The sequence below is a fragment of the Bradyrhizobium sp. USDA 4538 genome (assembly GCF_024171045.1).
Classification (GTDB): domain Bacteria; phylum Pseudomonadota; class Alphaproteobacteria; order Rhizobiales; family Xanthobacteraceae; genus Bradyrhizobium; species Bradyrhizobium australafricanum.
Map to the genome: position 1 here is coordinate 267,595 of NZ_JALJZE010000002.1, position 23,863 is coordinate 291,457.

Below are 23,863 nucleotides of genomic sequence, written 5' to 3' on the forward strand. Positions count from 1 at the left end.
TTCAGGTGTTGAACGAGAGCACGAGCGGCAGGGCGAACAGGCGCGCCCAGGCCTGTGTGCTCGCTCTCTGAATCGCGAGGACGTTGGTGCCGGCGGTCCACCAATCGTTACCGATCGCGACAAGCAGGTCGGGCGAATGGAGCATCGACTGCAGGACGGGCCAGACGAGTAACTGCTCGTAGCAGATCAGCGGCGCGACGCGCCGGCCGGCCGACTCCACGATGGGGCTGCCGAAGAACGTGGCTCTGGCGCCTCCGCCCTGCCCCGTCCATGCGAGCCAAGGTTGCCACATCGAGACCGGCACCGGCATTCGTTCGCCATAGAGCTGGCGTGCGCGGCCGGCGGCGATCTCCACCATGGCGTTCTCATAGCCTTCACGATCGACGATCGCCGCGCCGGCGATCACCGCGACGTCGGTGCCGCGAAGGCCGTCCGTCCAGAAGCCGCTCGTGGTCGGCGTCCACGGCCCGGCCGCGCTCTCGGGAAGCACGACAACGCGCGCTCCGGCGGCGCCAGCCTCGCGCACGCGCTGGAGAAGCGCCTTGGATTGATCGAGGTCGGGAGCCCGGCCGAGCGCACTCCCAAGCCTCGTATCGAGGCCAGCCCATCCGTCTGGTTGCGACGGCCGGGTCCAGTGCGCGGCCGACCAGGCCCAGAAGCTGGCCGCGACGATCGCCGCGATGGGCCACTTGCCGGTCGTCATGGTGAGCAGGATGGCTGCGGTCGCGCCCAGTCCCCACCATCCCCATCCGGGAAACAAAATGCCGGCCGCCGTGATCGGCTGCGCCCATCCGACGACCCCGAAAGGCGGCAGGCTCATCAAGATCGCCCCGAGCCCGAACCAAAGCGCCCTCTCCCAACCCGGCCGCCTTTGCCACAGCCCGGCGTGGACCAGGGTGAAGATCGCCGCCGCGCCGATCCACAAGGCGATGCCGACACCGAAATCTGTATCGTAGAAATTGACGACGCCGAGCGGCAGCCCGCGCGAAGCCGCAAGGAAATAGGCCGCGCTCACTGCCGCTGAGATCAACCGCGACGGCGCGAGCGCCCAAAGCGTCGGGAAGGCGCAGGCGAGCGGCAGAGCGAGTGGGTGACCGCACCAGGCAGCAGCCCCGACTGCAGCCGCGGCGCCGGCCATCGCCGCGCCGCGCCAGGGGCTATGGGCCGATGGCGAGGACCGGCCGGGCGAGGCCGAGAATGCCCGATGACGGGATCGGGCCAAAGTAGCGGGAATCATAGGAGCCTGCGAAGTCGGAGTGGAGATAGAGCTCGCCGGCGGGAATGACGCCACCGGCAAACGGCGCGAGAGGACGGCCGGCGGCGTCGGTATGCCGGACATCGGAATCGGGGAGCGGACGGCCGTCGATCGAGACGTGATCAGCCACATCGAGGCGTTGGCCGCCGATAGCGGCGACGGTCTTGATGAGGGGGCTTAAGCCCCCGGCGCAAAGTCCGCGCCGGAGGTAGCCGCGCGCAAAGGCGCGCTCGAACTCGGCCGTGTCCGGCGGACAGATGAAGACGAGATCGCCGACGGCGGCCTCACGATCCAGCGGCTCGATCCGCCAGAGCCCCCGCGGATAGCTCGGCGTCATGTTGATGCGCAGTCCGGCGCACCAGCCAGCGCCCGTGAAGGCAGCGACGAGTCCGGCGCCCGCCGCCAGGATCAGCAAGGGGAGGTGCCGAATGCTCATTTCAGGGTCTGCCCCGGGCTTTCGGTCAGACGCTGTGCCTCGGCCTGCTTGAGGGCCTGCGCGGCACGCTCCTGGGCGGCGAGTTGCTGTGCCGCACGCATCGCAGGCCAGGCTTCCGTGAGCTGGTCGCGACGCGCTGGATCCATGCCGGCCGCCGCCTTCTCGAAGGCCTGCCCCTTCGCCTCTCCGGCCGCGTTCGGCAGGAATGTGCGATCGCCAAAACGCTCTGCGACAGCCTTGTTGAAGCCGTCGATTTCCGCTTTCACCATCCGATCTGCGAGCGCGAATTCGAGCGCGCTGGGCAGGTCGTTGCGGTCGATGGCATCGCGCACGCGCTCGAGTACGCGACGCGCGTCGCGTGACAAGGCGGGGATGTCGATCCCAACACGCTGCCGGGTCGCGCGTTCCTCGGCTTCATGCTTGTGCTCGGCCTCGGCCCGAAGACGCAAGTAACGCTCGATGTCGCGCTTGAGCGCCGGCACATTGGCCTCGGCGCGCTGGCGCTCCTGTTTGTCGGCCTTGCCCGCCAGCAGGCCGGTCTTGCCGCGCAGCGCCCCGAATGAGTCCGGGCTCGAGGCGAGCAGGGCGAGCGTCGAAGTCGCCGCGGCGGAGTCCTTCAGCACGGCGTCGAAGTTCGTCGCGCGGAACGCGCGCTCGGGATTGACAAAGACCAGGCGGAAGCGAGTGGAGACTTGCTCCCACTGCTGCTTGATGGCGGGATCGGCGAGGATCCTGTCCTCGACGGTGTCGATGAGGGATTTCGGGAACGTCGTCACGGCGGCGACCATGGGCTTCTCCTCCTTGTGTGCGGTGCTGATGATGGGTTTGCGGCTGTCGATGAGGCCTAGTTTTTCGCCGAGCGCGCGCAATCGACGGCCGACGTCGGCAAGGCGCAGCTTCTGACGAACCGTCCAGCGCAGGCGGTCGTTCAAGAGCGTGCGCGCCACCTTGACGATGTGCAGTCCGCGGTTCGCGGCGAAACGCAGCGCATCGCGATAGAGACTGCCGCGTTCGTAATCGAGCGTAGTTTCCTTCGCCCGGCGCTGCGACAGGATCGGGATCAGGCCGCCTGCCCTCTGGAACGAACGCCGGCCGTAGTAGAGCGCCACATCCTCGCGATGGCGGGTTAGCGCGACATAAGTCAGGTGCTTGTCGAGGGACAGCGTTGCCAGCGCCTTGACCCGGTCGACCGTCGCTCCTTGCGCCTTATGCACGGTCGTCGCATAGCCGTGGTCGACATTGCGATAGAAGCGCTGATCGACCTCGACGCGGCGGCGGCCCTCGCCCTCACCGATCTCGGCGACCAGGCGCTCCGGCTCGGCGTCCACGACCTTGCCGATCATGCCGTTCTTGACGCCGAGCGAGCCCTCGTTCTTCAGGAAGACGATCTGGTCGCCCGGCGCAAACCTGCGCTCGCCATCCTCGGTCCGGAAGGCATATCCTGCTTCGACCAGACCGCGCTCGACGAGTTTAGCCCGCGCCATTTCGTTCAGCCCGCGGACGTCGCGGCGCAGATGCGCCAGGATCAATGTCGACTTGGACGGATCGTAGTCGCGATTCCAATCGGCGATCAGATTGTCGATCGCCTGTGCCTTCAACTCCGAGCCGAACAGACGTCCATGGTGACCATAGGCGGACAAGGCCTGCGCCGTCCGGCCACGGGCAAGATCGAGCGAGGCGTCACGCATCCATTGCTGGCGCTGGCGATAGATCGTTTCGAGTTCGGCATAGCCGATGCGCTCGACGATCGCGCGGAACGCCGCCCCCGCTTCGATCGGCTGGAGCTGCTCGGGATCGCCGACCAGGACGAGCTTCGCTCCTGCCTTTGATGCTGTTTCGACGAACAGCGCCATCTGCCGGGACGCGACCATGCCGGCCTCGTCCAGAACAAAAACCGTTCTATCATCGAGGCCATCGCGCCCGTTCTTCCAACGCAACTCCCACGAGGCCAGCGTGCGGGATTCGATGCCCGCCTCCTTCTCCAATCCCTCGGCCGCCTTGCCGGCCAAGGCGGCGCCAACGACCCGGTAGCCTGCGGCCTCCCACACCTCGCGCGCGCCCCGCATCATCGTGGTCTTGCCCGCCCCAGCACGGCCGACAACCGCCGCGATCCTCCCTCCGGACGCCAGATGCTCGATGGCGGTGCGCTGCTCGGCCGAGAGGTTGGCGTGCCGCGCGGACACGGCGGCGATGATTGGTGCATTCACCGCGAAATCCGCCCTGCCAGAGAGGTGAATCGCGCGCCGCGCCATCTCCGCTTCGAGCCGGATCAGCTCGCGTGTCGCGTATTTCGCCGGTACCCGCGCGCCGGTGGCGAAGTCGATGGTCTCGCTTTCCAGCCGCAGCGCATCCGGGCTTTGCAGCACCCGCGCCATCAACTGCTGGAAGGTTCCAACATCGTCGACATAGCGATGCAGGAGCTTGCCGACATCCCGCTCATCGAACACGCTCTTTTCCCGCGAAATCATGTCGAGCACGATCTCCGGACGGCGCTGGATTCGCCTGAGAGTTTCGGCGCGGTTCTCCTCGAAGACGCGCAGCCGTTCGAGGTCGGGATCGCGCCCCTCGCGCTCCGCCCGGCGCTGGATGGCCTTCGCCGCAACGCCGATATGGGTGGTCGGCGCGATATCGATCCCGCGCTCGGCGTAGGACCGCCCATCGACCCGAATCTCGTGACCGTTCAGGGCGAGATGCTGGTTCTGCAACTCGAGCCAGCCGTTGCGTTGCTCGAGGAACTCCTGTTTCTCGCCGGCCCAAAGCCGGTAGACGATCTTGCCGGACTTCATACGCAGCGGCTGCCCGTCCTCACCGATAACCGCGACCCGCTTTGGCCCGAATCCATCCTCAGTGAGAGGCCGCAGCGTCGTCATGAGGTGGACATGCGGATTGCCCGGCTCGTCATGATAGACCCAGTCCGCGACCTGTCCGCGCGACAGCACCTGTTCCGCCACGAACTGGCGCATCAGCGCGATGTTCTGCTCGGTCGTCAGTTCGACAGGAAGCGCGATGATGAACTCCTTGGCGAACTGCGCATCCGCGCGCTTTTCGAAGGCCTCGACCTTGTTCCAGAAGGCCTCCGACGCACCCGCGATGGAGCGATCGGCGATCATCGTCCGAAGCCAGGCGGGCGCGTTCGGCGGAACCTGAAATTCCTCGTGGATCATCCCGCCCTTGTTGGAATAGTCGACGGTTCGGCCCTCGGCCTCGAATTCCATCTTCGCGCAATGCCGGTAGGCGGCAGCCAGCACGGCGCTGCGGCCATCGCCGCGTCCGATGAGCTGGGGCGTGAAATGGGTGATGGCCACGGCTGGAGCGATCCCGAAACGAGTGAACATGCTGTTCGTCGGAACCGGCCGCCTACTCGAGGCGGGAAGCAGGACGTCGCGTCAGCGACGTATTACTGCGCCCTTGGAAGCCGCTCCTTCGGAACGGCGGGATGATCTTCCAAAGCGTCGGCTTCGCCGACCCCGTTAATTACCCGGGTCGCGCTTCGCGCTCTCCCTGGCTTTCTTGTCACGCGCTTCGCGCAGTTCGATGGGAAAGGTCTTCCGGAATGAAAAAGCCCTCGCGGCAAATCAGGGACGAAATCGCACGGCTCCAGGACCAGCTGAAGCAGGCTGAGACGCGGGAGGCCGAGCGCATCGGCCGCATCGCGCTCAAGGCCGGGATGGGAGAGATCGAAATCGAGGAAGGCGCGTTGCTGTCTGCGTTCGAGGAGATCGCGGGCCGGTTTCGCAAAGGCGGGAGCCGACCCGCCGAGGCGGCCACGGCCGTCCCGCCTGGCGCGTTTTCGGGCTTGGCTGAACAGGGCTGAACGCATGCGCCGCTCCGATGCCAATAACGCCCGCAAGAAGGACACACGGGAGAAGATCGAGCTCGGCGGCCTAATCGTGAAGGCCGGGCTGCGCTACGAGAAGCGCGCGCTGTTGCTCGGCATGCTGGTCGACGCCGCGGGCCGGGTGCGCGCGAGCGACGTCGAGCGAGAGCGCCTGAGCGCGATCGGAGCAAAGGCATTCGGCAATGAACGCAAATAGGGTCGCCCTCGCCATCGTCCCGTTCGCGCTCATGATCGGTGCGCTGATCGCACTGCGCGGGCACGAGCAATGGCTCGCGGATTTCGGTCGGACGCCGGCAGCGACGCTGATGCTGGGCAGGTGCGGGATCGCCCTGCCCTATCTCGGGGCTGCGGCCATCGGCATCATCGTCCTGTTCGCCAGCGCCGGCGCGCTCACCGTGCGGGCCGCCGGCTGGAGTGCCACAACGGCCGCAGCGGCGATTATCGCATTCGCGGTGTGGTTGGAAGCGAGCCGCCTGTTCGTTCTCTCAGCTCGTGTGCGGGACGGGTCGGTCCTTGCCTATGTCGACCCCGCCACGCTCATCGGCGGGCTCGCCGTTGCCGGATGCGGACTGTTCGCCCTGCGTGTGGCTTTGATGGGTAATGCCGCGTTCGCCGCGGCTGCGCCGCGCCGGGTCTTGGGCCAGCGGGCGATCCACGGCGATGCGCAATGGATGACCCTCGTCGAAGCGGCACGATTGTTTCCGGAGGCCGGCGGCATCGTTGTCGGCGAACGTTATCGCGTCGACAATGACGCCGTTGGGGACCAGGCCTTCAGTGCCCCAGCGCGCGCCAGCTGGGGCGCAGGTGGGCGCGCCCCGCTTCTGTGCTTCGAGGCCACCTGGGGCTCGACGCATGGCATCGTCTTCGCCGGATCGGGCGGCTTCAAGACGACCTCGGTGACCATTCCGACCGCGCTGAAATGGGGCGGCGCGCTCGTCGCGCTCGACCCTTCCAACGAGGTGGCGCCAATGGTGATCGAGCATCGCCGGCGGGCCGGGCGCGACGTCTTCGTGCTGGACTCCCATGTGGCTGAGGTCGGGTTCAACGCGCTGGATTGGATCGGCCGGTTCGGCGGCACCAAGGAGGAAGACATCGCGTCAGTCGCGTCGTGGATCACGACCGACGCGCCGCGCGCCCACTCGGTGCGCGACGATTTCTTCCGCGCCTCGGCCTTGCAATTGCTGACGGCGCTGATCGCGGATGTGTGCCTGTCTGGTCATACGGAAAAGAAGGATCAGCATCTGCGCCAGGTGCGCGCAAACCTGTCGGAGCCGGAGCCGAAGCTGCGCGAACGGCTGCAGGCGATCTACGACAACTCGCAGTCGAAATTCGTGAAGGAGAACGTCGCCGCCTTCGTCAACATGACGCCAGAAACCTTCAGCGGCGTCTATGCCAATGCGGTGAAGGAGACGCACTGGCTGTCCTATGAAAACTACGCGGCGCTGGTCTCGGGAAGCAGTTTCTCGACCGACGAGCTCGCGGCGGGAATGATGGATGTGTTCATCAATCTCGACCTGAAGACGCTGGAGAACCATCCCGGCCTGGCGCGGTTGATCATTGGGGCGCTGATGAATGCGATCTACAATCGCGGCGGCGAGGTATCGGGACGGACCCTGTTCCTGCTGGACGAGGTCGCGCGGCTTGGCTTCATGCGCATCCTCGAAACCGCGCGCGACGCCGGACGCAAATACGGCATCACCCTGCTCCTGCTGTTCCAATCGATCGGACAGATGCGGGAAGCCTATGGCGGACGCGATGCCGCCTCGAAATGGTTTGAGTCGGCGTCATGGATGTCGTTCAGTGCGATCAACGATCCGGAGACGGCCGACTACATCTCGCGCCGCTGCGGTGACACCACGGTCGAGGTGAGCCAGATCAGCCACAGTTCGCAAGCGTCGGGGTCGTCGCGCACCCGATCGCGCCAATTGTCACGACGTCCGCTGATCCTGCCGCACGAGATCACGCAAATGCGCAGCGATGAGCAGATCGTCTTCACACCCGGCAATGCGCCGCTGCGCTGCGGCCGGGCAATCTGGTTCCGACGCGCCGACATGAGCGCCTGCGTCGGGACGAACCGCTTCCAGGGTCAACGTGATGCGCGATGACCGACGTCGTGGACAGGTCGGCAAGGTGCGCGAGGACCATTCCTCGAGACGGCCGATCGATCCGGCAAGGCTCGGCCTGCGTGAGGATCGTCACCCGAATGGGCGGAGACCGCCTGCGGGCTCCGGGAGCGCCGCCTTGGCGGCGCGACTAGAGCCGTCCCCCGAAGGGGGCTCGCCCAAGTGTTTTTCCTAGACAGAAGCACCGCGGGCTAGCCAAGCGACCGTGACCCATCGATCGGCATATCCGCTCAAGACGACCGTCAGGGTAGACGTCCGCATTGAACGGAAGCGACAGCTCGCAGCTGAAGCGGTTCCCAAAAAGGAGGCAGAGTCACCGTCGAGGGCGACCCATGAGATCTGTGCTCGCTGGGGCCGTCTCATTCAGGGGGTTGGGTGCGTGCCCGGCTTTTGCCCACAACGGACTATCCGATCGGCTGATGTTCGCGATCACCGTGCTGCACAGGGACATGCTGGCGGAGACATTCCCCGTGTGCGGTAATGGGTGTCGTGTAATCTGCGTGGTCGGGGAGCATTCTCGCTCGTGACTGGCGTCAGGGACGAAGACCGGTACGGTCGCGAGCTGCGCACCGTGACGCGCGAGGGATCCTCTATCGGTGAGACCCGGCGACGGTAGGGTTCACGCGACCATGGGATCGAGCGCGGCGTCCCTTCGAGGTGATTGATGTATTAAGAAAATGAATCGAACCCCTTGATCGATTCATAGAAGTCATTGGACGTCACTTCCGAAGGAAGCCAGAATCCGTCCATGCTGAAACCCGAGCCAGGGCCGGTTCATCTTCGCCGCATCGATGCCGCGCGCAATATGCGGCGGTTCTATGTGCTGTCCATTCAGCCGACCTTGTTCGGGGGAATATCGTTGATCCGGAACTGGGGCCGGATCGGCACGAATGGCCAGACGATGGTGCAGACGTTTGATGGCAGCGACGAAGCGGGAGACGCATTCGAACGGCTGGAGCGCGCCAAGCGCAGGCGCGGATACGCTGCTGTGGAGGAGAAGGTCCGATAGTTCGTCAGTTTTCCGGGGATTGTGGCTCTGCCCGCGATATCGGCCCTACCCGTCCGGCGCCCTTCATGTCAGACGGGAGAAAATCACAGCAAGATGGAGCCGGTTCCATGGCCACCGCGAATGAAATCGCCGATAAAATCGCCGCCGAGAACAGCCTGACAAAGACACAGGGGAAAGCCATCGTCGACAGCGTATTCAAGGCTATCGCCGATGCAGCCGCGGGCGGGGCGGAGACGAGTATCGCCGGCTTTGGCAAGTTCAAGATCAAGGATACCCCTGCCCGCGAGGGCCGTAATCCGTCGACCGGCGCAACGATCGCGATCGCAGCGTCCAGGAAGCTGACCTTCACGCCAGCCAAGGCCATCAAGGACGCGCTCAACGGAGGATCGCGGCCCTAGCGGCGGTTGCACCGTCAGTCGGTAGATGAGGGGGCTTAAGCCCCCTCATCCTCAAGCGCGAGCGCTTCGTTGCGTTGCCGGATGAGGTCGGCCAGTTCGGCTTCGAGCGCCTTGCGCTCAGCGGGAGTGAATAGGCATTGCCGCAACTCGGCGCGCAGTTCCTCGATGACGTCGACGGTCATGAGCATGTCTCCGATTGATAAGGAAGAAGGCCCCGCCTTGCGGCGGAGCCCTCTGGCGTGAGCCTCAGTCCCGGTTCGGCCGGGACCAGATCAGCTGCAGGCCATCCTCGCCCTCCACCTCGATCAGGGTGGCGTAGATCGGAGCGGGGAAGCTCGGGTCGTCCAGCTTGATCGAGAGGTAGTCGCGGCCCTCGTTGGAGACCTTCTGCCAGGCGGCGCCCAGCTCGACATTGCCCGAGTAGATGCGGAAGTGGGGTCCCTTGTCGGAGGGGTTCTCGACGCGGGCCAGCTTGGCCTTGACGTTGAGGTTCAGGGTCTTGATGGCGCCGGAGAAACCGTTGCCCGTGGAGGTGAAGGTGCCGATGGTAGCCATTGTCTCATTCCTTTTGGTGTTCTCGGGCCGCGCCTATCGCGACCTCGATGGCGGTCGTGAGACCGGAGGCGATCGACCTGCACCCGAAGGGCCGAAACAAAGTGGAGGGCGGCCGGGAGCGACTTTCTTGAACCGCGAGGAATGGCGCGCAGCGCCAGGGGAAGAAAGTCGACGACGGACGTTGCGGGGACAAGATCGAGAGCCCGCGAAGCGGGATCGGCCTTCGGTCAGACCAGCCTCTATCGAGGACGCAGATGGGCGTGCCCGTCGTGAACGCACATGGAATGAAGACAGGCGCCTTTGGCCCACCGCATCACGAGGCAACGAGCGCAGCACATCGAGACGCAACCGTTCTCAACCAGGTCGGCGTTATAGCGTGTTCCCCGAGGCAACGAGACCGCTGATCTCTGCAATCTCGGGACTCCTGTCGAGGTCGCCGCCGCAAAGATCGACAACGAGACGCCGACGTTCCCGTGTGCTGGACGCCGCTTTCGCCGCGCCGAATCCATCCGCATGATCGTCGGCGGGTGCGGCAAGGCCGGCAATCAGGTCCGACCGCAAGCGCAAATGACATCCGCCAGAGGGATTCGCCGCAAGGCGGGTCTTCACCTTGGCGATCGGACGGGGCAGAGCGGCGTGCGCACCGCATCATCAGGTGATCAAGCAGGCCGCGGATTGCGGGAGAGAACGTACTGCGCTCCCACTCAACGGGTAGAGCATGGAGCATGAGGCGACGTTTCGTTCCGCGGATGCTGCCGCATGAAAGCGGCGATCGATGCCCGACGGCGTCCTTCCCTGCAAGTATCGTATTTGGGCGAAGGTCGGCGCCCGAAACGCTGTGGGAGGGGAACGGCAGGACGTGCGGGGCCATCGCGCAGAGGCTCGTAAACGGCGCTAGGATCCCAGCGCGCATTGGCGAACACGGGTCGGGGAGGGCTGAGTGCCCTCCCCTCAACGAGTCAAGCGCGCGACATCAGGCTGCATCCTGCTTGCGATCGTTCTGGGGCTGCAAGCTGTGGAGATAGGCAACGGCCCGCTGCGCATGGGCGGCGGCGGTGAAGATAGCTCGCCTGTCGTTGGAAAGAACGGTCAACCAGCTTGCCAAGTAAGCGGCGTGATCGGGCCTTGGCTCAAGCTCGGGAACGATGCCGAGATCGGCGCAGACCAGCGCGGAGCCTATTTCCGCGACGAGTTCTTCCCTCGCCCTGTCGCTGCGATCCTTCGCGTAGCGGTTGAGATCGCGACCAACGCGACGAGAATCCGCAGTCCAGTGAATATGCTCATGACTCAGGACCGCCACGTATGACGCTGCATCGCGGAAGCTCTCGAATATCGGCATCTGCACGTGATCGGTCGACGGCGAATAGAACGCCCGCGATCCGCCATGCCGGACCACGGAGCCGGTGTTGGCAAAGAAGCGATCGGCCTGCTCGATCCGAGCGACTGGATCGAGTACTGGCGTCGGCCGGTGATAATAGTGTTCCGGCAGACCGTCGACCTGCTCGACGTTGAACACGTTGTAGGCCTTGAGAAAAGGGATGTCCCGTTCGACCTCGCCGCCGTGATCGTCCGTCTCAGTTTTGGTGAACCGGCTTGCATAGATCACCGTCGAGCTCGTCTCGCCCTTGCGGACATGGCCGCCGAGTTCGATCGACTGCTTGAACGTCATCCAGATCGGCGACGTGAAGCCGCGCGCCAACCCCTCCGACCACAACAACAGGACGTTCATCCCCGTGTACGGCTCGCCGTTATGGCGCAGCGGACGGGTGATCCTGCCCTTGGCATTGCCGCTGCACCAGGGCTGCACCCAGGGCCGCACACCCTTTTGCAGATCGGCGACGATACGTTCAGTAATTCGCGCATAGACGTCAGCGCGTCCGTTTTCCTTATTCCTATTCATTTTCCAGAGCCTCCGTTTCAGAGGCCGCGCCCTTCGCGGCCGTCACGGCGGTCCGTTGCCGGGGAATTCAGGAGGACGGCGCACCCTCGGGCCGGAACGAAGTGGAGGGCGGCGAAGCCGCTGCGCCGGGCGCCGGCCCCGGCAGGACTGAGAGCCGGGACGGCCGCGAAGGGCGCAGAGACTTCCCTTCCTGTCCGCCTCTGGCCTTGCTTCCTTCCCCCATCAGAGACGGTCTCTATCTTGTTGCGTGTGGAGGACACGAAGCCGGCGGCGCGATGGCTGTTCGATTCGTCGAACGACAACGCAGGAGCTGTTTCCGCTGAGCCTACGTTCCGGGCGGTGCCGATAAACCTTCGCAATTCTGCGATTCGGCTCATCACAAGCGATTCTTTCCGGGGCGCCAAAGATTTGGCGTGTCGCTTCCTGGTGCGAACGACGGGGACAAAAGATAGCCTTGCGCGGCGGCACGCGCGATTCGGATGTGTCGCTGATTTCGATTGGCGCAGGGATCCATGGCTCAAGCGGCACACAGACTCGAACTGGCGGAGATCGAGCAATATCGCGCGATGCCGCACAACATCGAGGCCGAACAGGCGTTGCTCGGAGCAATCCTGATCAACAATGCCGCATTTTATCATGTGTCCGACTTCCTGAGGCCGGACCACTTCTTCGAGCCGCTTCACGGCACGATTTACGAGATCGCAAGCGGGTTGATCAGTGTGAACAAGACGGTCACCCCGATCACTATCAAGACCTTTCTTCCCGCCGATCTGGATATCGCCGGGTTGTCGCCATCCCAATATCTCGCCCGTCTCGCTGCGGAAGCGACCACGATCGTCAACGCAGCCGACTACGGGCGCACGATTTATGATCTCGCGCTACGGCGCGAGATCATAAATGTCGTAGACGACATGCGCAGTGCAGCCTTCGGCGTGGCCATCGATTCCCCGCCGGCGGAGCTCATCGAACGGGCCGAGCAATATGACGTCGCCGAGACCGGACGGTTCGGCGGAGGATTCGAGACCTTCGATTCGGCGCTCTCCCATGCCATCGACCGCGCGGCGCAAGCGTATCAGAGCGCCGGTAAACTCTCGGGCTTGCCGACCGGACTCAGGGACCTCGATGCGAGGATGGGCGGCTTGCAGCCATCCGATCTCATCATCCTCGCTGGTCGCCCGGGTATGGGTAAGACGGCGCTTGCGACCATTGTCACCTACAATGTCGCAAGTTCATATCAGCCTGCTGCGGCAGACGACGGCTCCCGGAAGGCTGCTGCCGGCGGGATCGTGGCGTTTTTCTCGCTCGAGATGTCGTCGGAGCAACTCGCCACGCGCGTCATATCCGAGCAAGCGGAGGTATCGTCATCAAGCATTCGTCGCGGCGTCATCGATGAACGGCAGTTCGAGCGGCTTGTCGACCGCCGCGATGGGATGCGGCGCACCCCGCTCTATATCGACCAGACCGGCGGCTTGAGCATTGGCCAGGTGGCGGCGCGCGCAAGGCGTTTGAAGCGGCAGCGCGGGCTCGATCTGATCGTGATCGACTATCTTCAACTGATGCAAGGCCGGACACAGCGCGCTGCGCAGAACCGCGTCCAAGAGCTCACCGAGATCACGACGGGCCTGAAGGCGCTGGCCAAGGAACTCAACGTGCCTATCATCGCACTCTCGCAACTCTCCCGTCTGGTCGAGAACCGGGAGGAGAAGCGGCCGCAGCTGTCGGACCTGCGAGAATCGGGTTCGATCGAGCAGGATGCGGACGTCGTGTTGTTTGTGTTTCGTGAAGAGTATTACCTGAAGAACAAGGAGCCGAGGCCGGGCACTGAGGAGCATCTGACATGGGAGGCCGATCTAGCGGCGGCACACGGCAAGGCGGAGATCATTATCGGCAAATAGCGTCACGGGCCCACTGGCACGGTGATGTTGTCGTTCCAGGGCGAGTTCACGCGCTTCGCCGATCTGGCGGATGATCGGGGATGAACAATTCGGTGCAAGAGCACGCGACATGACAAAGGCCGCTCGTTCGGAGCGGCCTTTGTCATGTCGGCGACGAGAGATAATTGGCGGGGCCGAAGCCCCGCCTGGGTAGTCAGCCGAACGCTGCCATCTGGAGCGTGGCCGCTTTGCGGTCGACGGTCTGACCGAGGTTCTCAACCGGGCGTTCAAAGGGCTTCCAGGCCTCGCCGACGACCTGCTCGTAGGCTGCAACGGCGCCTTCGGCCGCCATCCGCAGCGCGTGCGACTGCAGCGCCATGTCGGCGGCGAATTCCCGCTTGCGCTGCGCGGTGCTGTCGAAGCCGACCGGACCGTCGAGGTCCTCGTCGCGGGCGTCATTGGCGGCCTTGGCCGTGGCGTCGCGGGCTTCCGTCACCGCGCGGGAATAGAACTGGCCGGCCCCATGTGCGGAGCCGACATAGGCGCCGACGATGCGCTGAAGGTGGATCTGCATCGCCCGCTCGCCGAGGCCTCCGTTGAGGGCATCGGCGGTCTCGACGATCAGGCGCTCGTGGAGATGGCGGATGCCATCGCTGTCGAGGATGGGAAGGCCGAAGCTCTCGGAGATGAGGGTGGCCTGGGTGGCGTCCGGGCAGGCGAGCCGGACCATTTCGAGGTTGGCGCTCTTGCGGAGCTGGACGACCTTGGCGGGCTGGCGGGGAGTGCGAGCGGTCTTGGTCATGGGAACGTCCTTTCCTTCGGTTCTCCCGGAAGGCTTGGGCCGGCTCCTGCCGGTCCTCCCTTCGGGTGCGATCGGAAAAAACCGGCGGGATGACGGGCGCTTCCGGGTCCGGACCGCCAGATCGAGCGGAGCGGGTTTGCGCGCCAGCGGGGCCTTCAGGCCCTCGCGCAGCAAGCGGACCCGCTTTGCCGAGATCGGCGGTGACCCCGGCCGCAACGCGGCGCGACAGCGACCTGGAAGTGACCGGACGCCGGTTTACGAGCGCAACAAACCCGAGGGGAGATCCGGCGGACTGGAACGATGAAGAGGAGAACAGGAGGTAGGGACCTCCATGACCTGGCGCGATCCCATTCGTCGCCCCAGGTCGAGAGCGACGCGCGCGGCCACCTCGATGGACCTTTGCCCAGACCTCCGGCCGTCAGAGCTTGATGAGCTTCGCTATCTCGGCGCGGAAGGCCTTTTGGACATTCCTGACTAAAAATTCGACGAGACCACCGATGATCGTTGCCATGTCGCGGGCGATATCATGATCCACGGCGAAGATTCGGACAGGTCGAATCCGCCGAGTCTCCAGGACCCCCAGGATGAAGTTCGCGACATGACGCAACCGGCCGATGTCGCACCTCGCGATGTGGAGCAGGCGTTCGAACGCCGCGCGCGTGGCGTCATTCATGGTCGCACCACCTACGGCCCGCGCGATCGCAGCACAAGACGGCCGCGATGGCACGGGTCGACAGCATGTCCGCCCAAATCGTCGAGCCGGTCAGTGGAAAGTCCGCTACGTGTGCAGAACGCCGCGATGGCCGCATCCTGCCGCGCGAGCTTGCGGGACAGTGCGTCGATCTCCAGTTGGCGTTCCGCCGTGATTGCCGAAAGATGCGAGCGATACCGCTCGAGGAAGGCACTCGGGTCCGGCGCCCTGCCCGACCGATAACTGGCGCGTGTCGGCTTCAGCTGCGGGATCAGCGCCGTCATCCGCCGCGTGATCTGCCGGTTGATCAAGTCGAGCTGGCGCTGAATCTCCCGCCGCGCCTCCTGCATGCGGTGAAGGGGCGCCAGCCGATCCGCGGATGGGCTCATGTTGCCCTCCCGGGCTGCCAGCCGACGAAGTCCGATGGCCCGCCATAGACCTGGTGCCGGTTCGGATCGATGACGAAGCCAAAGCGTCTGACCTCATATTCGGCGGATGGAACCAGGAAGCGCCGCTCCTCCGTTCCAGCACCGCGCCTGCCGCCGGGCGTTGCAACGCACTCCACGAAGCCTTCGCAGCGACTTGAAGTGACCGCCGAGATCACGATCCAGTCGTTGGCATGTGCCAGCTCGAAGCTGCGGCGATCCTTCTCGTAGGACTCTCCCGGTACGAGCACGGTGCCGAAGATCGTCTCCCAGGCATCAGGCCATGAATCCTTGATCGTGCGTTCGGCGCAGCGGCGCTCGAACGTGGTGAAGAGATGCGGAAAGGTGATCGCGACGATCGCCCATTCCGAATCCTCCTCATACCAACCGCCCGTCGATCGCAGCGCGGGATGGACCTTGCGGTTTTCCTCGGCCGAGAGCTTGAAGCCTCCATGTCCGGCCGTCGAGTGTCGTTCAACGCCTTCGGCATAGACGGTCGCGCCCTGCGAGGCTCCCCAGGGCGTGTGGACACGCGAATACACCTCGACGCGGCCAAGCATCTTGTGCTCGCGCTGATGCTTGGCGTTCTCGAGCACGGCGGCGCGGAATGCCGCCTCGTCGGCGAGCTCGCCGGAATGGCCGTAGAAATCGCTACGCTTCCATTTGTCCATTGATCGAGGAATGCGCCAGGCGGTGGCGAGATAATGCCGGTCGTCGCGGCCGGGCGCCATCGCGAAAGCCGTCTCGCCGACAAGTGCGACGAGAAGGCCGTCAGCGCCGCGGCCGAAAGCGACTTCAGGAAATTCAGGCACGGTTTGGTTCTGGCGTGTGGGAGATGACGCATTCATGCTGCGGTCCTGTCCCTCGGTGACATGCGCGGACATCGTGTCCTCCGGTTTTTCGGATGTGCGGACCGCCGCCGGCTTGGCCGGCGGCGGCAGACGGTTCGGAACAAGGCGGCCGGCTGTTATTCAGCCGCCTCCCTGACCGCCTCGGCGTCATCCTCGGTCGGGTCATCGGCGATGCCCGCATTGTCCTCATGCACCTCGTCAGCGTCATCCGCGACCGTCGTGCTGGACGACAGCCATTCCGAAAGCTTCGTCGGGTCCGGTGCGAAGAGCGCCGCGGAGTGGACGAAGCGTCCGTCCTTGAAGTGCTCGGCGAGCGCGGCGCGGGTGTCCTTCGCACGCTGGCGCGGAAGGACCGGCGTGTCCTTGCACGATGCGTCCAACGCGGGGCGCGACAGGCACGAGAAAAAGTCCTCGGTGCCCATATTCGGCAGGAACTCGTCCGCGCCGATCGTCGCGCCGGCAATACGAGCAACGATGCCGCTGTTGGTGGCGTTCTCGCGGCACGAGAGCACGTCGATGAGCATGGCGCGCGCTGCAACGCGCAGCGTGTCCAGGTCGAAGGCGAGCTTGCCGTCGCTGTCGAACAACACCGCCGTGTGCATCGCCAGACGGCTATGACCGTTATGGAAACCGCCGCCTCCCAACGTGACGGAGACGTTCTGGCCGGCGAAGGCAAGGAGTAGCAGCGCCATCAACGTGTCGTCCTCGATCGGTGCGCGGTCGAGCGCTTCGCGCAGCGCGTCGGTCCGGTAATCGCCGATCATCTCGATACCCTTGCGCGTCACATCGGGACGGGATTTCGGCATCGCACCGGTGTCGTCCGATTCGATGTCCGAACCGGATGCGGCCCTGCTCTTCGGCTTCTTCGCTTCGGGCATGCGGTAATGCACCGTCTGCACACGACCCTCGCGGTCGAGATACATGGCAGCGCAATCGGACTTGGTCGGCTTACCGTGGACCCGCTCGGCCTTCGGCGGGAGCTTCACCTCGCCCCAGTTCGTGGTCTCGGCGATGACGCCCTTCTTTGGCAGGTTATTCGCCATCCACTCGTGCTGCGCGCCGAGAAAGGCTTCGACATCAGTGGTGTAGCGGCTGTCCTCGTCGGCCGGAGCAAACAGGTCCTCGACCCACTGGATTCCGTAAGCTTGCGCGAGCTCGTCGCCGAAGCTGGCGTGGCGGGCATACATGCGCGTCTTCTGCAGGCTCTGGGCGACACTCCACCAAGCCACCTGTGGGTCCGCCTTCGATGGCTTGTGCTTCTTCCAGACCTCCTTCTGTTCGTCGAGCGACGCGGCGGCGATGGTGCGAAGCTGCTGCTCGTTCGGCATATCGCCCTTGGCCATGTGGTCGAGCATGGCCGGCAGGACATTGGCGAGCAGGCGCAACTTCCTGATCTGACGAACCGAAAGCGCCAGCGCGACGCCGATCGCCTCCTCGGTCCAACCAAGCGCGACAAGGCGTTCGATCGAGCGCCATTGGTCAACCGGGTTGAGCGGCTCGACAGCGATGCTCTCGACCATCGAACGCATGGCGCCGTTATCGTTTGCCGGCTCGTCAACGAGCACATCGATTTCGGTGAGTCCCGCCGCGATCGCCTGCTTCACGCGACGATGCCCGGCATTGATGACAAAGCCATTGCCGCCGGCGCCTTCCGGCGTGATGAGGGGCGGCTGCACGATGCCGACGGCCTTGATCGTGGCCAGCAGCAGCGCGTCGGCCTGCGGGGTGGATTTGGTCTGGCGCAGACGGTCGCGGTTCTCCTTCAGCGCGCGCGGATCGATCTTCATGAGCTGCATGGGAATGACTCCTTTTGGGGTTGCGGACCGGCTCGACCGGCCCTTCTCGTCTTCTTTCCGAAGACATCCCCTCGACCCGCGGAGCGGACGGGCCGGTGCAACTGCGGCCGAGCATCCCCGCCCGGCAGGACCAGCAGGGCCAAAGCCCTGCGCAGGACGACGGGCTGGGATCGCGCAGGCGGCGGTTGAGCTTTAGCGCCGGCGGCCCGCCCGATCCGCGAGCGGGCCTTTCCTTTTTTCTCCTCTCAACCCCCTACCAGTTCGGCAGCGCGCACAGGACGATCGTGGGTGCCGGGTGTCTAAGCCGCGACGGCCCTCGCCTCGCCTGCGCCCTCGATGTCCGCGGCGAGCGTCTTCTCGATCTCGGCGAGTTGCTGGCGCTTGTCGGCGAGTTCACCGGCAAAGGCGAAGTTGCCGCCCTCGCGCGACTGATAGGCCGCAAGGCGCCGCTGTGCATCAGAAAGACGCTGCCGAAAGCGCTCCCGCTCCCCCTCGAAATCATCAAGCGCGTGCTCGAGGCGGGCGACCGCGCCAAGCGGCGTCACCGTGACCGGCAGCTCGATCTCGTATTCGGCGGCGGTGCGCAATAGCACGGTGGTGTAGCGATAGCCGTCGCGGCCAAAACGCTCGCCAGCATATACGAGATCAAAGCCCCCGATCGAGGCGATAACGGACTCGCCTTCCTGCTGAAGCTGGACGATGCTCAGAATCTCCTTCATCAGCGCGCGACCGGCCTCCTTACGTTCGGAATAGGGCCTGCCATTCACGCTCATCGCAAAGGCCTCGCCCGCCGTCGGCACAAGGCGCTCAATGTCCTGTCCGATCTCCGTGATGCGCCGGGTCGAGAACTCGATCTCGCACTCGGCGTCGCGAATCTGGCGGCAAACCGCATGCTGATCATCGACATGGGCGGCGCGAAGTCGTTCGAGCCGGGCGATGTCGGCCTCCAGCCCCGCCTTCTGCATCAGGCGCGGATCGCCCGAGGCGATCGCTTTGGCCATGGCAAACTGGTTCGCCTGTCCCTCGCCGAGATCTTCCAGCCGCCGAATCGAGGTGTCGCCCGAGAGCGCGGCCGCGATGAAGCGGGCCTTGCGCTCGTTGTTCTGCCACATCGTGGCATCGAGCGAGCCCTCGGTCGCGTAGGCGAAGATATCCACCTGGTCATGTTGATTGCCCTGCCGGACAATACGGCCCTCGCGCTGTTCGATCTGCGACGGCAACCAGGGCACGTCGAGGTGATGCAGCGCCTTCAGGCGCAACTGCGCATTGACCCCGGTGCCCATCGTGTCGGAGGAGCCGATCAGGAAGCGAACTTTCCCGGCGCGCACGTCGCTGAACAGACGCTGCTTCGCTTCGGACTTCTTATAGTCCTGCATGAAGGCGATTTCCGATGGCGGCACGCCCATGCGGATCAGTTCATCCCTGATCCAGCGATAGGCAGAGAAACCGCGGCTTTTCTCGACGCTGATCGTGCCGAGATCGGAGAAGATCATCTGCGCGGCGCCGGGACGCTCGAACGGCTTGCCGTCCGGGCGTACATAGGTGTTTTCCGCGGTCTCCCTCCAGATGCGGAAGGCGTTTGCGATCAGATTGTTGAGCTTGTTGTCGGGCTCATTATCATTGCCGGGTTCGACAAGCCGCAGGTCGATCGCCGCATGGCGACCGTCGGTGATGACGGAGAGCAGGATGTCGTCGCCGGGCTCCGGCGGCCGATCGCGCATCTCGATCGCCTTGATCCGCTGGTCGAGCAGCACCTGATAGCTCCTGAAGGCCGGCGATGGCTTGGAGGTCAGCATCTGGCGCCGGCCGGTCGAGAGTGCCGGCACCTTCACATATCGACGTAAGTCTTCCGGTACCACCACGTCCGCGAAGGAGCGGAACATGGCGATCAGCTCCGGCACGTTGACGAAGGTGGCGAAACGGGTGACCGGCTTGTATTTGCCGGAGGGCTGGAGCTCGAGCTCGGTCGAGACGTCGCCGAAGGTTGAGGCCCAGGCGTCGAACTCGTGTAGGCCGCGCTCGAGAAGCGCGGCGTAGCCGAGATAGCGCTGCACCGAGAACATCTCGCCCAACGTGTTGGTGATTGGCGTGCCGGAGGCGAGCACCAATGCCCGGCCGGGGTTCTTCGTCTCGATGAAGCGCGCCTTCACATAGAGGTCCCAGGCGCGCTGCGAGCCATTCGGATCGACACCCTTCAAGGTGCTCATATTGGTCGCGAAAGAGAGCTTCCTGAACTCCTGCGCCTCGTCGACGATGATCTGGTCGACGCCGATCTCGGAGATGGTCAGAAGTTCGTCTTTGCTGGTCGACAGCGATTCCAGCCGCTCCTTCAGGCCTTCCTTCAACCGTTCGAGCCGCTTGCGCGAGACACGGTCGTCGCTTTCGACCTTGGTCAGCAAGGTCTCGTACAGCTCCAGCTCGTCCTGGATCATCTGCTGCTCGAACGCCGAGGGTACAGCAATGAAACGGAATGCTGAGTGCGTGATGATGATTGCGTCCCATGTCGCCGTCGCTGCACGCGACAGGAAACGATGCCGCTTGTCCTTGGTAAAATTGGTCTCGTCGGCCACGAGGATGCGCGCGTTCGGATAGAGCGCGAGGAACTCGCGTGCCGCCTGCGCCAGGCAGTGACCCGGCACCACCAGCATCGCCTTGGCGATCAGGCCGAGCCGGCGCTGCTCCACGATAGCGGCTGCCATGGTCATGGTCTTGCCGGCGCCGACGGCGTGGGCGAGATAGGTCGACCCGGCCGACACGATGCGCCAGATGCCGCGCTTCTGATGCCCATAAAGAGTAAAGGCGCCAGAGGCGCCCGGGAGCTTCAGATGGGAGCCGTCGAAGGCTCTGGGCGCGATGTTGTTGAAGCGGTCGTTATAGAGGCGCGCCAGCCTGTTGGTCCGATCGGGATCGGACCAGATCCAGCGCTGGAAAGCGTCCTTGATCTTTTGCAGCTTCGTCTTCGCGGCCTCCGTGTCGACGACATTGAGCACGCGCCGCTCACTGTCGCCGTCCTTGATGATGTCGAAAATCTGCGGAACCCGGCTGTTCAGTGCATCCGCGAGCAGCTCCCCGGCATGCCGGCGGTCCGTCCCCCATTCCGACGTGCCGGCCGCCATCCATGCGAGCTGGCGCGCCTCCACCGTCCAGGAGGCCAGTTCCGGCATGTGATGGATCTTGATCTCGGCATCCATCGTCTCCTTGACGAAAGCGACGATGTCGGCGGCCGGAATCCAGGGCGCGCCGAGCCGCGCGGTGATGTCGGAGGGGCTGAGATCTGCAGGCTGCACGGCCCGCAGCGCCGTGACGTTGCGCTCATAGGACGGATCGAGCGCGGTCGCCGCTTCCGCCACCTTCAGCTTGTCGCGGACATGGCCAGACAGATAACCGTCCGCCGTCTGCCACGATCCGTCCGCGGGATCGCGAAAGATGGCGCTGCCGAGTTCGGCGACGACGTCCTGGGCGCCACGATGCAAGAGCTCTGCGATGTGCTCGACGTCGACCCGGCCACGCTCATTGAGCACCACAGCCAGCGCATCCGCCGCGCTGGTGATCACCGGCGGCGCCGGCGGCGAGATCACGCGATCGGTGAAGATCGGGCCGGGTTTTGCGGTATTGGTCTCGAGGTCATAGTCCTCGATTGACGCCACCAGCCAGCAATCGGGATCGTCGAGGAAAGGCTGGATGTTGGGGCGGCGGTGCGTCTCGCGGACTTCGCCGGTCTCCTCGTCCTCGACCATGGAGACCGTGGTGAAATTGATCGGGCCGAAGTCGCGCACGAAGTTCGACCAGGCGATGCGCAGCCTGACCTGGGCCTCCTTCCAGGGCCGGTCGAACTCCTGCGCTTTCAGCACCTCGCGTACGGCATCGCGGATCGGGATCAGCTTCCTGATGATACGGACATGTTTCTCCGGTACGCCGTCGCTACTGCGGCCCTGGCGGACCTTCACAGCGACAGGTCTGCCGTCAAGGATCTGCATCAGGCCGAGCGCTTTGTCGAAGAAATAGCTGCCCTCGCGCACATGCCGGTCGGACGGCAGATCGGCGCCGGCCGGATCGCCAGCGTCCTCCAGATCCAAGTCGATCAGATCCGGTTCGCCGTCGTAGATCGCTTCCGGAAGGAGAGCGATGACGGCCGTCAGCGCGATGTCGAGGTCCTCGCCATCGCGCTGACGGCATGTGTAGGTCTCGCCAAAGGGGCCGGAGGCGAGAGCGTGGGTGCCGAGCACATAGTCCGGATGGCCAGCGAACCAGCGGTTCACCCGAATGGAGCCTTCATCCTCGGTCGCGGGCCGGACGTCATCGACATCGAGCCAGGACCGGTCACCTTCCGCATCACCGATCTTGCGCTTTCGGAAGAACAGGATGTCGACGACGACGTCGGTACCTGCGCTGGCGCGGAAGCTGCCCTCGGGCAACCGGATCGCGGCGATCAGGTCGGCCGATTTGGCGATATGCTCGCGCGCCGACGCATCCGCCTTGTCCATCGTCCCCGAACTGGTCACGAAGGCGGCGAGCGCGCCGGGCTTCAGCAAATCGATCGCCCGCGCGATGAAGTAGTCGTGCAAGCGAAGGCCGAGAGACCGGTACGCACGATCCGATCGCACGGTGCGATCGGAAAACGGCGGATTGCCGATGGCGAGATCGAAGCTCGCCGGCAGCTCGGTGCGGGCGAAATCGGCGGCGATGATCCAGGCGCGCGGCTGCAACAGACGCACGATGCGGGCGGTGACCGGATCGAGCTCGATCCCGGTGACGTGCGAAATCTCGCGAAGTCCCTCCGGCATCAGCGCCGGAAACAGCCCCGTGCCGATGCCGGGCTCGAGTACGCGGCCGCCGTGCCAGCCGAGGCGCTGCAGTCCCGCCCAGATTGCGCGCACGATGAACTCGGGGGTGAAATGCGCGTACTGGGTGCAACGTGCGAGCGAGGCATGGTCGAGATCGGCGACCGCATCCTGCAGATCCTCGCCGATCGCCTCCCAGCCCTTGCGAAACTCGGCCTCGCCCGGACGTCGGAATACCGAGTTGGCGAGCTCGGACGCGCCGAACCCTGTGAAGCGGATTAGCTGCTCCTGCTCCGCAGGGGTCGCCGGCCGCTCATCGGCCTCGATGGCGGCGGCAAGCCGGATCGCCGCGATATTGTCGCGCGCGCGATCCTTCCAGCCCTTCGCCAGGCCGCGGTCGCTGGCGAGATGGAAGTTCGCGCCGCGTGTGCGGCGAGCAGATGACATAGAGACCGCGGCTGCCGCGACCCGCGTCGCGGGCGCCGGCGTCGATGGATCGGGATCGTCGTCGTCGTCCGGCTCGGCGGTAACGACGCCGGCGAATGCGGTGACGCCGAGGCCAAGGCCGGATGACAGCGCCGTGTTGCCGAAGAGGTCGAGGGTGAAGGGATCGTCTTGCGCCATGAGAATTTCTCCTTGTGATGAGGGCGCGTGCCGTCGTCCCGCCGAGTTGCCTCGGCGGGTGGTGCGGACGGTCACGTTGGATGGGGGACGGGAGGGGCTAGCGCACGATGCGCGACAGCGAGATGTCCGTCTCGCTCAGTTGCATGCGCAGATGCGTGTATCGAAAATCGCGATTGATGAGAGGGATGAGCCGCTCGGCCTCGATGAACTCGATGCCGTCATCGCCGCCGAAATGGCGGCGCTTGTAGTCGAACCAGTCCGGATTGCCGATCGGATGGCATTCCTCGGAATAGACCACAAGCGGGCGAGCGCCCTCACTGAGCTTGCCGTTCGACATAATGTAGACGCCGTTGTCCCCGACAAGCCAGAGGCCGGGCTTCTCGCCCTCACCAGGCTTGAGGCCGTAATAGGGATTGCGGAAACCGCCACTGGCAGCGGCGTCGGATTTTCCGCGCTCGATGACCGTGCGGACGGCGGGGATGGGAAACGTGAACATTACCACCTC

The 23,863-nt window shown here is 64.8% G+C and carries 18 protein-coding genes and 1 pseudogene; 6 read left to right on the forward strand and 13 right to left on the reverse strand.

What is annotated here, in order from left to right:
* Position 1: 1 nt before the first annotated feature.
* Genes J2R78_RS42575 through traA form a run of 3 tightly spaced genes read right to left on the reverse strand, consistent with a single transcriptional unit; the run spans position 2 to position 4,996 of the window.
* On the reverse strand, positions 2–1,237 hold the full coding sequence (locus J2R78_RS42575; protein ID WP_256559075.1) for a conjugal transfer protein TraB: 1,236 nt from the start codon (positions 1,235–1,237) through the stop codon (positions 2–4).
* Positions 1,158–1,691, reverse strand: coding sequence for a conjugative transfer signal peptidase TraF (gene traF, locus J2R78_RS42580; RefSeq protein ID WP_375167155.1), 534 nt, complete (start codon positions 1,689–1,691; stop codon positions 1,158–1,160). The genes J2R78_RS42575 and traF overlap by 80 nt, the downstream gene beginning before the upstream one ends.
* A complete protein-coding gene (traA, locus tag J2R78_RS42585; protein ID WP_253610164.1) occupies positions 1,688–4,996 on the reverse strand; it encodes a Ti-type conjugative transfer relaxase TraA in 3,309 nt (1,102 codons plus the stop codon). The genes traF and traA overlap by 4 nt, the downstream gene beginning before the upstream one ends.
* Positions 4,997–5,244: 248 nt before the next feature.
* On the opposite strand from traA, the gene traC reads away from it, so the two are divergent.
* From traC to J2R78_RS42615, 5 genes are all read left to right on the forward strand, one after another.
* On the forward strand, positions 5,245–5,505 hold the full coding sequence (gene traC, locus J2R78_RS42590; protein WP_253610163.1) for a conjugal transfer protein TraC: 261 nt from the start codon (positions 5,245–5,247) through the stop codon (positions 5,503–5,505).
* 4 nt (positions 5,506–5,509) lie between these two features.
* Positions 5,510–5,725, forward strand: a complete 216-nt coding sequence (gene traD / locus J2R78_RS42595; protein WP_253610162.1) for a type IV conjugative transfer system coupling protein TraD — start codon at positions 5,510–5,512, stop codon at positions 5,723–5,725.
* Positions 5,712–7,634, forward strand: coding sequence for a Ti-type conjugative transfer system protein TraG (gene traG, locus J2R78_RS42600; protein ID WP_253610161.1), 1,923 nt, complete (start codon positions 5,712–5,714; stop codon positions 7,632–7,634). Before traD ends, traG begins: the two co-directional genes overlap by 14 nt.
* A 766-nt stretch (positions 7,635–8,400) precedes the next feature.
* Positions 8,401–8,661 carry a WGR domain-containing protein gene (locus J2R78_RS42610; protein WP_253610160.1) on the forward strand — a complete coding sequence of 87 codons (261 nt, stop codon included), beginning with the start codon at positions 8,401–8,403 and terminating at the stop codon, positions 8,659–8,661.
* A gap of 107 nt (positions 8,662–8,768) precedes the next feature.
* Positions 8,769–9,059, forward strand: coding sequence for an HU family DNA-binding protein (locus J2R78_RS42615; RefSeq protein ID WP_253610159.1), 291 nt, complete (start codon positions 8,769–8,771; stop codon positions 9,057–9,059).
* A 35-nt stretch (positions 9,060–9,094) separates the two neighbouring features.
* Here J2R78_RS42615 and J2R78_RS42620 read toward each other — a convergent pair whose 3' ends face one another.
* The 3 genes from J2R78_RS42620 to J2R78_RS42630 all read right to left on the reverse strand — a co-directional run bounded on the left by J2R78_RS42620 (position 9,095) and on the right by J2R78_RS42630 (position 11,514).
* Complete coding sequence (locus tag J2R78_RS42620; protein WP_253610158.1) at positions 9,095–9,241, reverse strand: hypothetical protein; 147 nt, start codon at positions 9,239–9,241, stop codon at positions 9,095–9,097.
* 64 nt (positions 9,242–9,305) lie between these two features.
* Positions 9,306–9,614 (reverse strand): DUF736 domain-containing protein, encoded by a 309-nt coding sequence (locus J2R78_RS42625; RefSeq protein WP_253610157.1) that lies wholly within the window; start codon positions 9,612–9,614, stop codon positions 9,306–9,308.
* 973 nt (positions 9,615–10,587) lie between these two features.
* The gene (locus J2R78_RS42630) at positions 10,588–11,514 is read right to left on the reverse strand and encodes an ArdC family protein (protein WP_253610156.1); all 927 of its coding nucleotides are present in this window, start codon (positions 11,512–11,514) and stop codon (positions 10,588–10,590) included.
* A gap of 512 nt (positions 11,515–12,026) precedes the next feature.
* Here J2R78_RS42630 and J2R78_RS42635 point away from each other — a divergent pair.
* Positions 12,027–13,493 (forward strand): annotated as a pseudogene (locus tag J2R78_RS42635) (replicative DNA helicase).
* Positions 13,494–13,602: 109 nt separating this feature from the next.
* Here J2R78_RS42635 and J2R78_RS42640 read toward each other — a convergent pair.
* The 7 genes from J2R78_RS42640 to J2R78_RS42670 all read right to left on the reverse strand — a co-directional run bounded on the left by J2R78_RS42640 (position 13,603) and on the right by J2R78_RS42670 (position 23,854).
* Positions 13,603–14,190: a hypothetical protein gene (locus J2R78_RS42640; protein ID WP_253610155.1), complete on the reverse strand. Its 588-nt coding sequence runs from the start codon at positions 14,188–14,190 to the stop codon at positions 13,603–13,605.
* A gap of 418 nt (positions 14,191–14,608) precedes the next feature.
* Positions 14,609–14,863, reverse strand: coding sequence for a hypothetical protein (locus tag J2R78_RS42645; protein ID WP_253610154.1), 255 nt, complete (start codon positions 14,861–14,863; stop codon positions 14,609–14,611).
* Positions 14,864–14,874: 11 nt separating this feature from the next.
* Complete coding sequence (locus J2R78_RS42650; RefSeq protein ID WP_253610153.1) at positions 14,875–15,270, reverse strand: hypothetical protein; 396 nt, start codon at positions 15,268–15,270, stop codon at positions 14,875–14,877.
* The gene (locus J2R78_RS42655; RefSeq protein ID WP_253610611.1) at positions 15,267–16,154 is read right to left on the reverse strand and encodes a DUF7007 domain-containing protein; all 888 of its coding nucleotides are present in this window, start codon (positions 16,152–16,154) and stop codon (positions 15,267–15,269) included. The genes J2R78_RS42650 and J2R78_RS42655 overlap by 4 nt, the downstream gene beginning before the upstream one ends.
* Positions 16,155–16,273: 119 nt before the next feature.
* Positions 16,274–17,953 carry a ParB N-terminal domain-containing protein gene (locus J2R78_RS42660; RefSeq protein ID WP_253610152.1) on the reverse strand — a complete coding sequence of 560 codons (1,680 nt, stop codon included), beginning with the start codon at positions 17,951–17,953 and terminating at the stop codon, positions 16,274–16,276.
* Between the two features lie 299 nt (positions 17,954–18,252).
* Positions 18,253–23,358 carry an Eco57I restriction-modification methylase domain-containing protein gene (locus tag J2R78_RS42665; RefSeq protein ID WP_253610151.1) on the reverse strand — a complete coding sequence of 1,702 codons (5,106 nt, stop codon included), beginning with the start codon at positions 23,356–23,358 and terminating at the stop codon, positions 18,253–18,255.
* Between the two features lie 97 nt (positions 23,359–23,455).
* Positions 23,456–23,854, reverse strand: a complete 399-nt coding sequence (locus J2R78_RS42670; protein WP_253610150.1) for a DUF3085 domain-containing protein — start codon at positions 23,852–23,854, stop codon at positions 23,456–23,458.
* Between the last annotated feature and the right edge of the window lie 9 nt (positions 23,855–23,863).

Coding starts and splice junctions, on each gene's coding strand:
- J2R78_RS42575 (WP_256559075.1), bottom strand. CDS start 1,237: ATGATTCCCGCTACTTTGGCCCGATCCCGTCATCGGGCATTCTCGGCC.
- J2R78_RS42615 (WP_253610159.1), top strand. CDS start 8,769: ATGGCCACCGCGAATGAAATCGCCGATAAAATCGCCGCCGAGAACAGC.
- J2R78_RS42645 (WP_253610154.1), bottom strand. CDS start 14,863: ATGAATGACGCCACGCGCGCGGCGTTCGAACGCCTGCTCCACATCGCG.
- traD (WP_253610162.1), top strand. CDS start 5,510: ATGCGCCGCTCCGATGCCAATAACGCCCGCAAGAAGGACACACGGGAG.
- traF (WP_375167155.1), bottom strand. CDS start 1,691: ATGAGCATTCGGCACCTCCCCTTGCTGATCCTGGCGGCGGGCGCCGGA.
- J2R78_RS42620 (WP_253610158.1), bottom strand. CDS start 9,241: ATGACCGTCGACGTCATCGAGGAACTGCGCGCCGAGTTGCGGCAATGC.
- J2R78_RS42670 (WP_253610150.1), bottom strand. CDS start 23,854: ATGTTCACGTTTCCCATCCCCGCCGTCCGCACGGTCATCGAGCGCGGA.
- J2R78_RS42625 (WP_253610157.1), bottom strand. CDS start 9,614: ATGGCTACCATCGGCACCTTCACCTCCACGGGCAACGGTTTCTCCGGC.
- traG (WP_253610161.1), top strand. CDS start 5,712: ATGAACGCAAATAGGGTCGCCCTCGCCATCGTCCCGTTCGCGCTCATG.
- J2R78_RS42655 (WP_253610611.1), bottom strand. CDS start 16,154: ATGAATGCGTCATCTCCCACACGCCAGAACCAAACCGTGCCTGAATTT.
- J2R78_RS42640 (WP_253610155.1), bottom strand. CDS start 14,190: ATGACCAAGACCGCTCGCACTCCCCGCCAGCCCGCCAAGGTCGTCCAG.
- J2R78_RS42660 (WP_253610152.1), bottom strand. CDS start 17,953: ATGCAGCTCATGAAGATCGATCCGCGCGCGCTGAAGGAGAACCGCGAC.
- J2R78_RS42650 (WP_253610153.1), bottom strand. CDS start 15,270: ATGAGCCCATCCGCGGATCGGCTGGCGCCCCTTCACCGCATGCAGGAG.
- J2R78_RS42610 (WP_253610160.1), top strand. CDS start 8,401: ATGCTGAAACCCGAGCCAGGGCCGGTTCATCTTCGCCGCATCGATGCC.
- J2R78_RS42630 (WP_253610156.1), bottom strand. CDS start 11,514: ATGAATAGGAATAAGGAAAACGGACGCGCTGACGTCTATGCGCGAATT.
- J2R78_RS42665 (WP_253610151.1), bottom strand. CDS start 23,358: ATGGCGCAAGACGATCCCTTCACCCTCGACCTCTTCGGCAACACGGCG.
- traC (WP_253610163.1), top strand. CDS start 5,245: ATGAAAAAGCCCTCGCGGCAAATCAGGGACGAAATCGCACGGCTCCAG.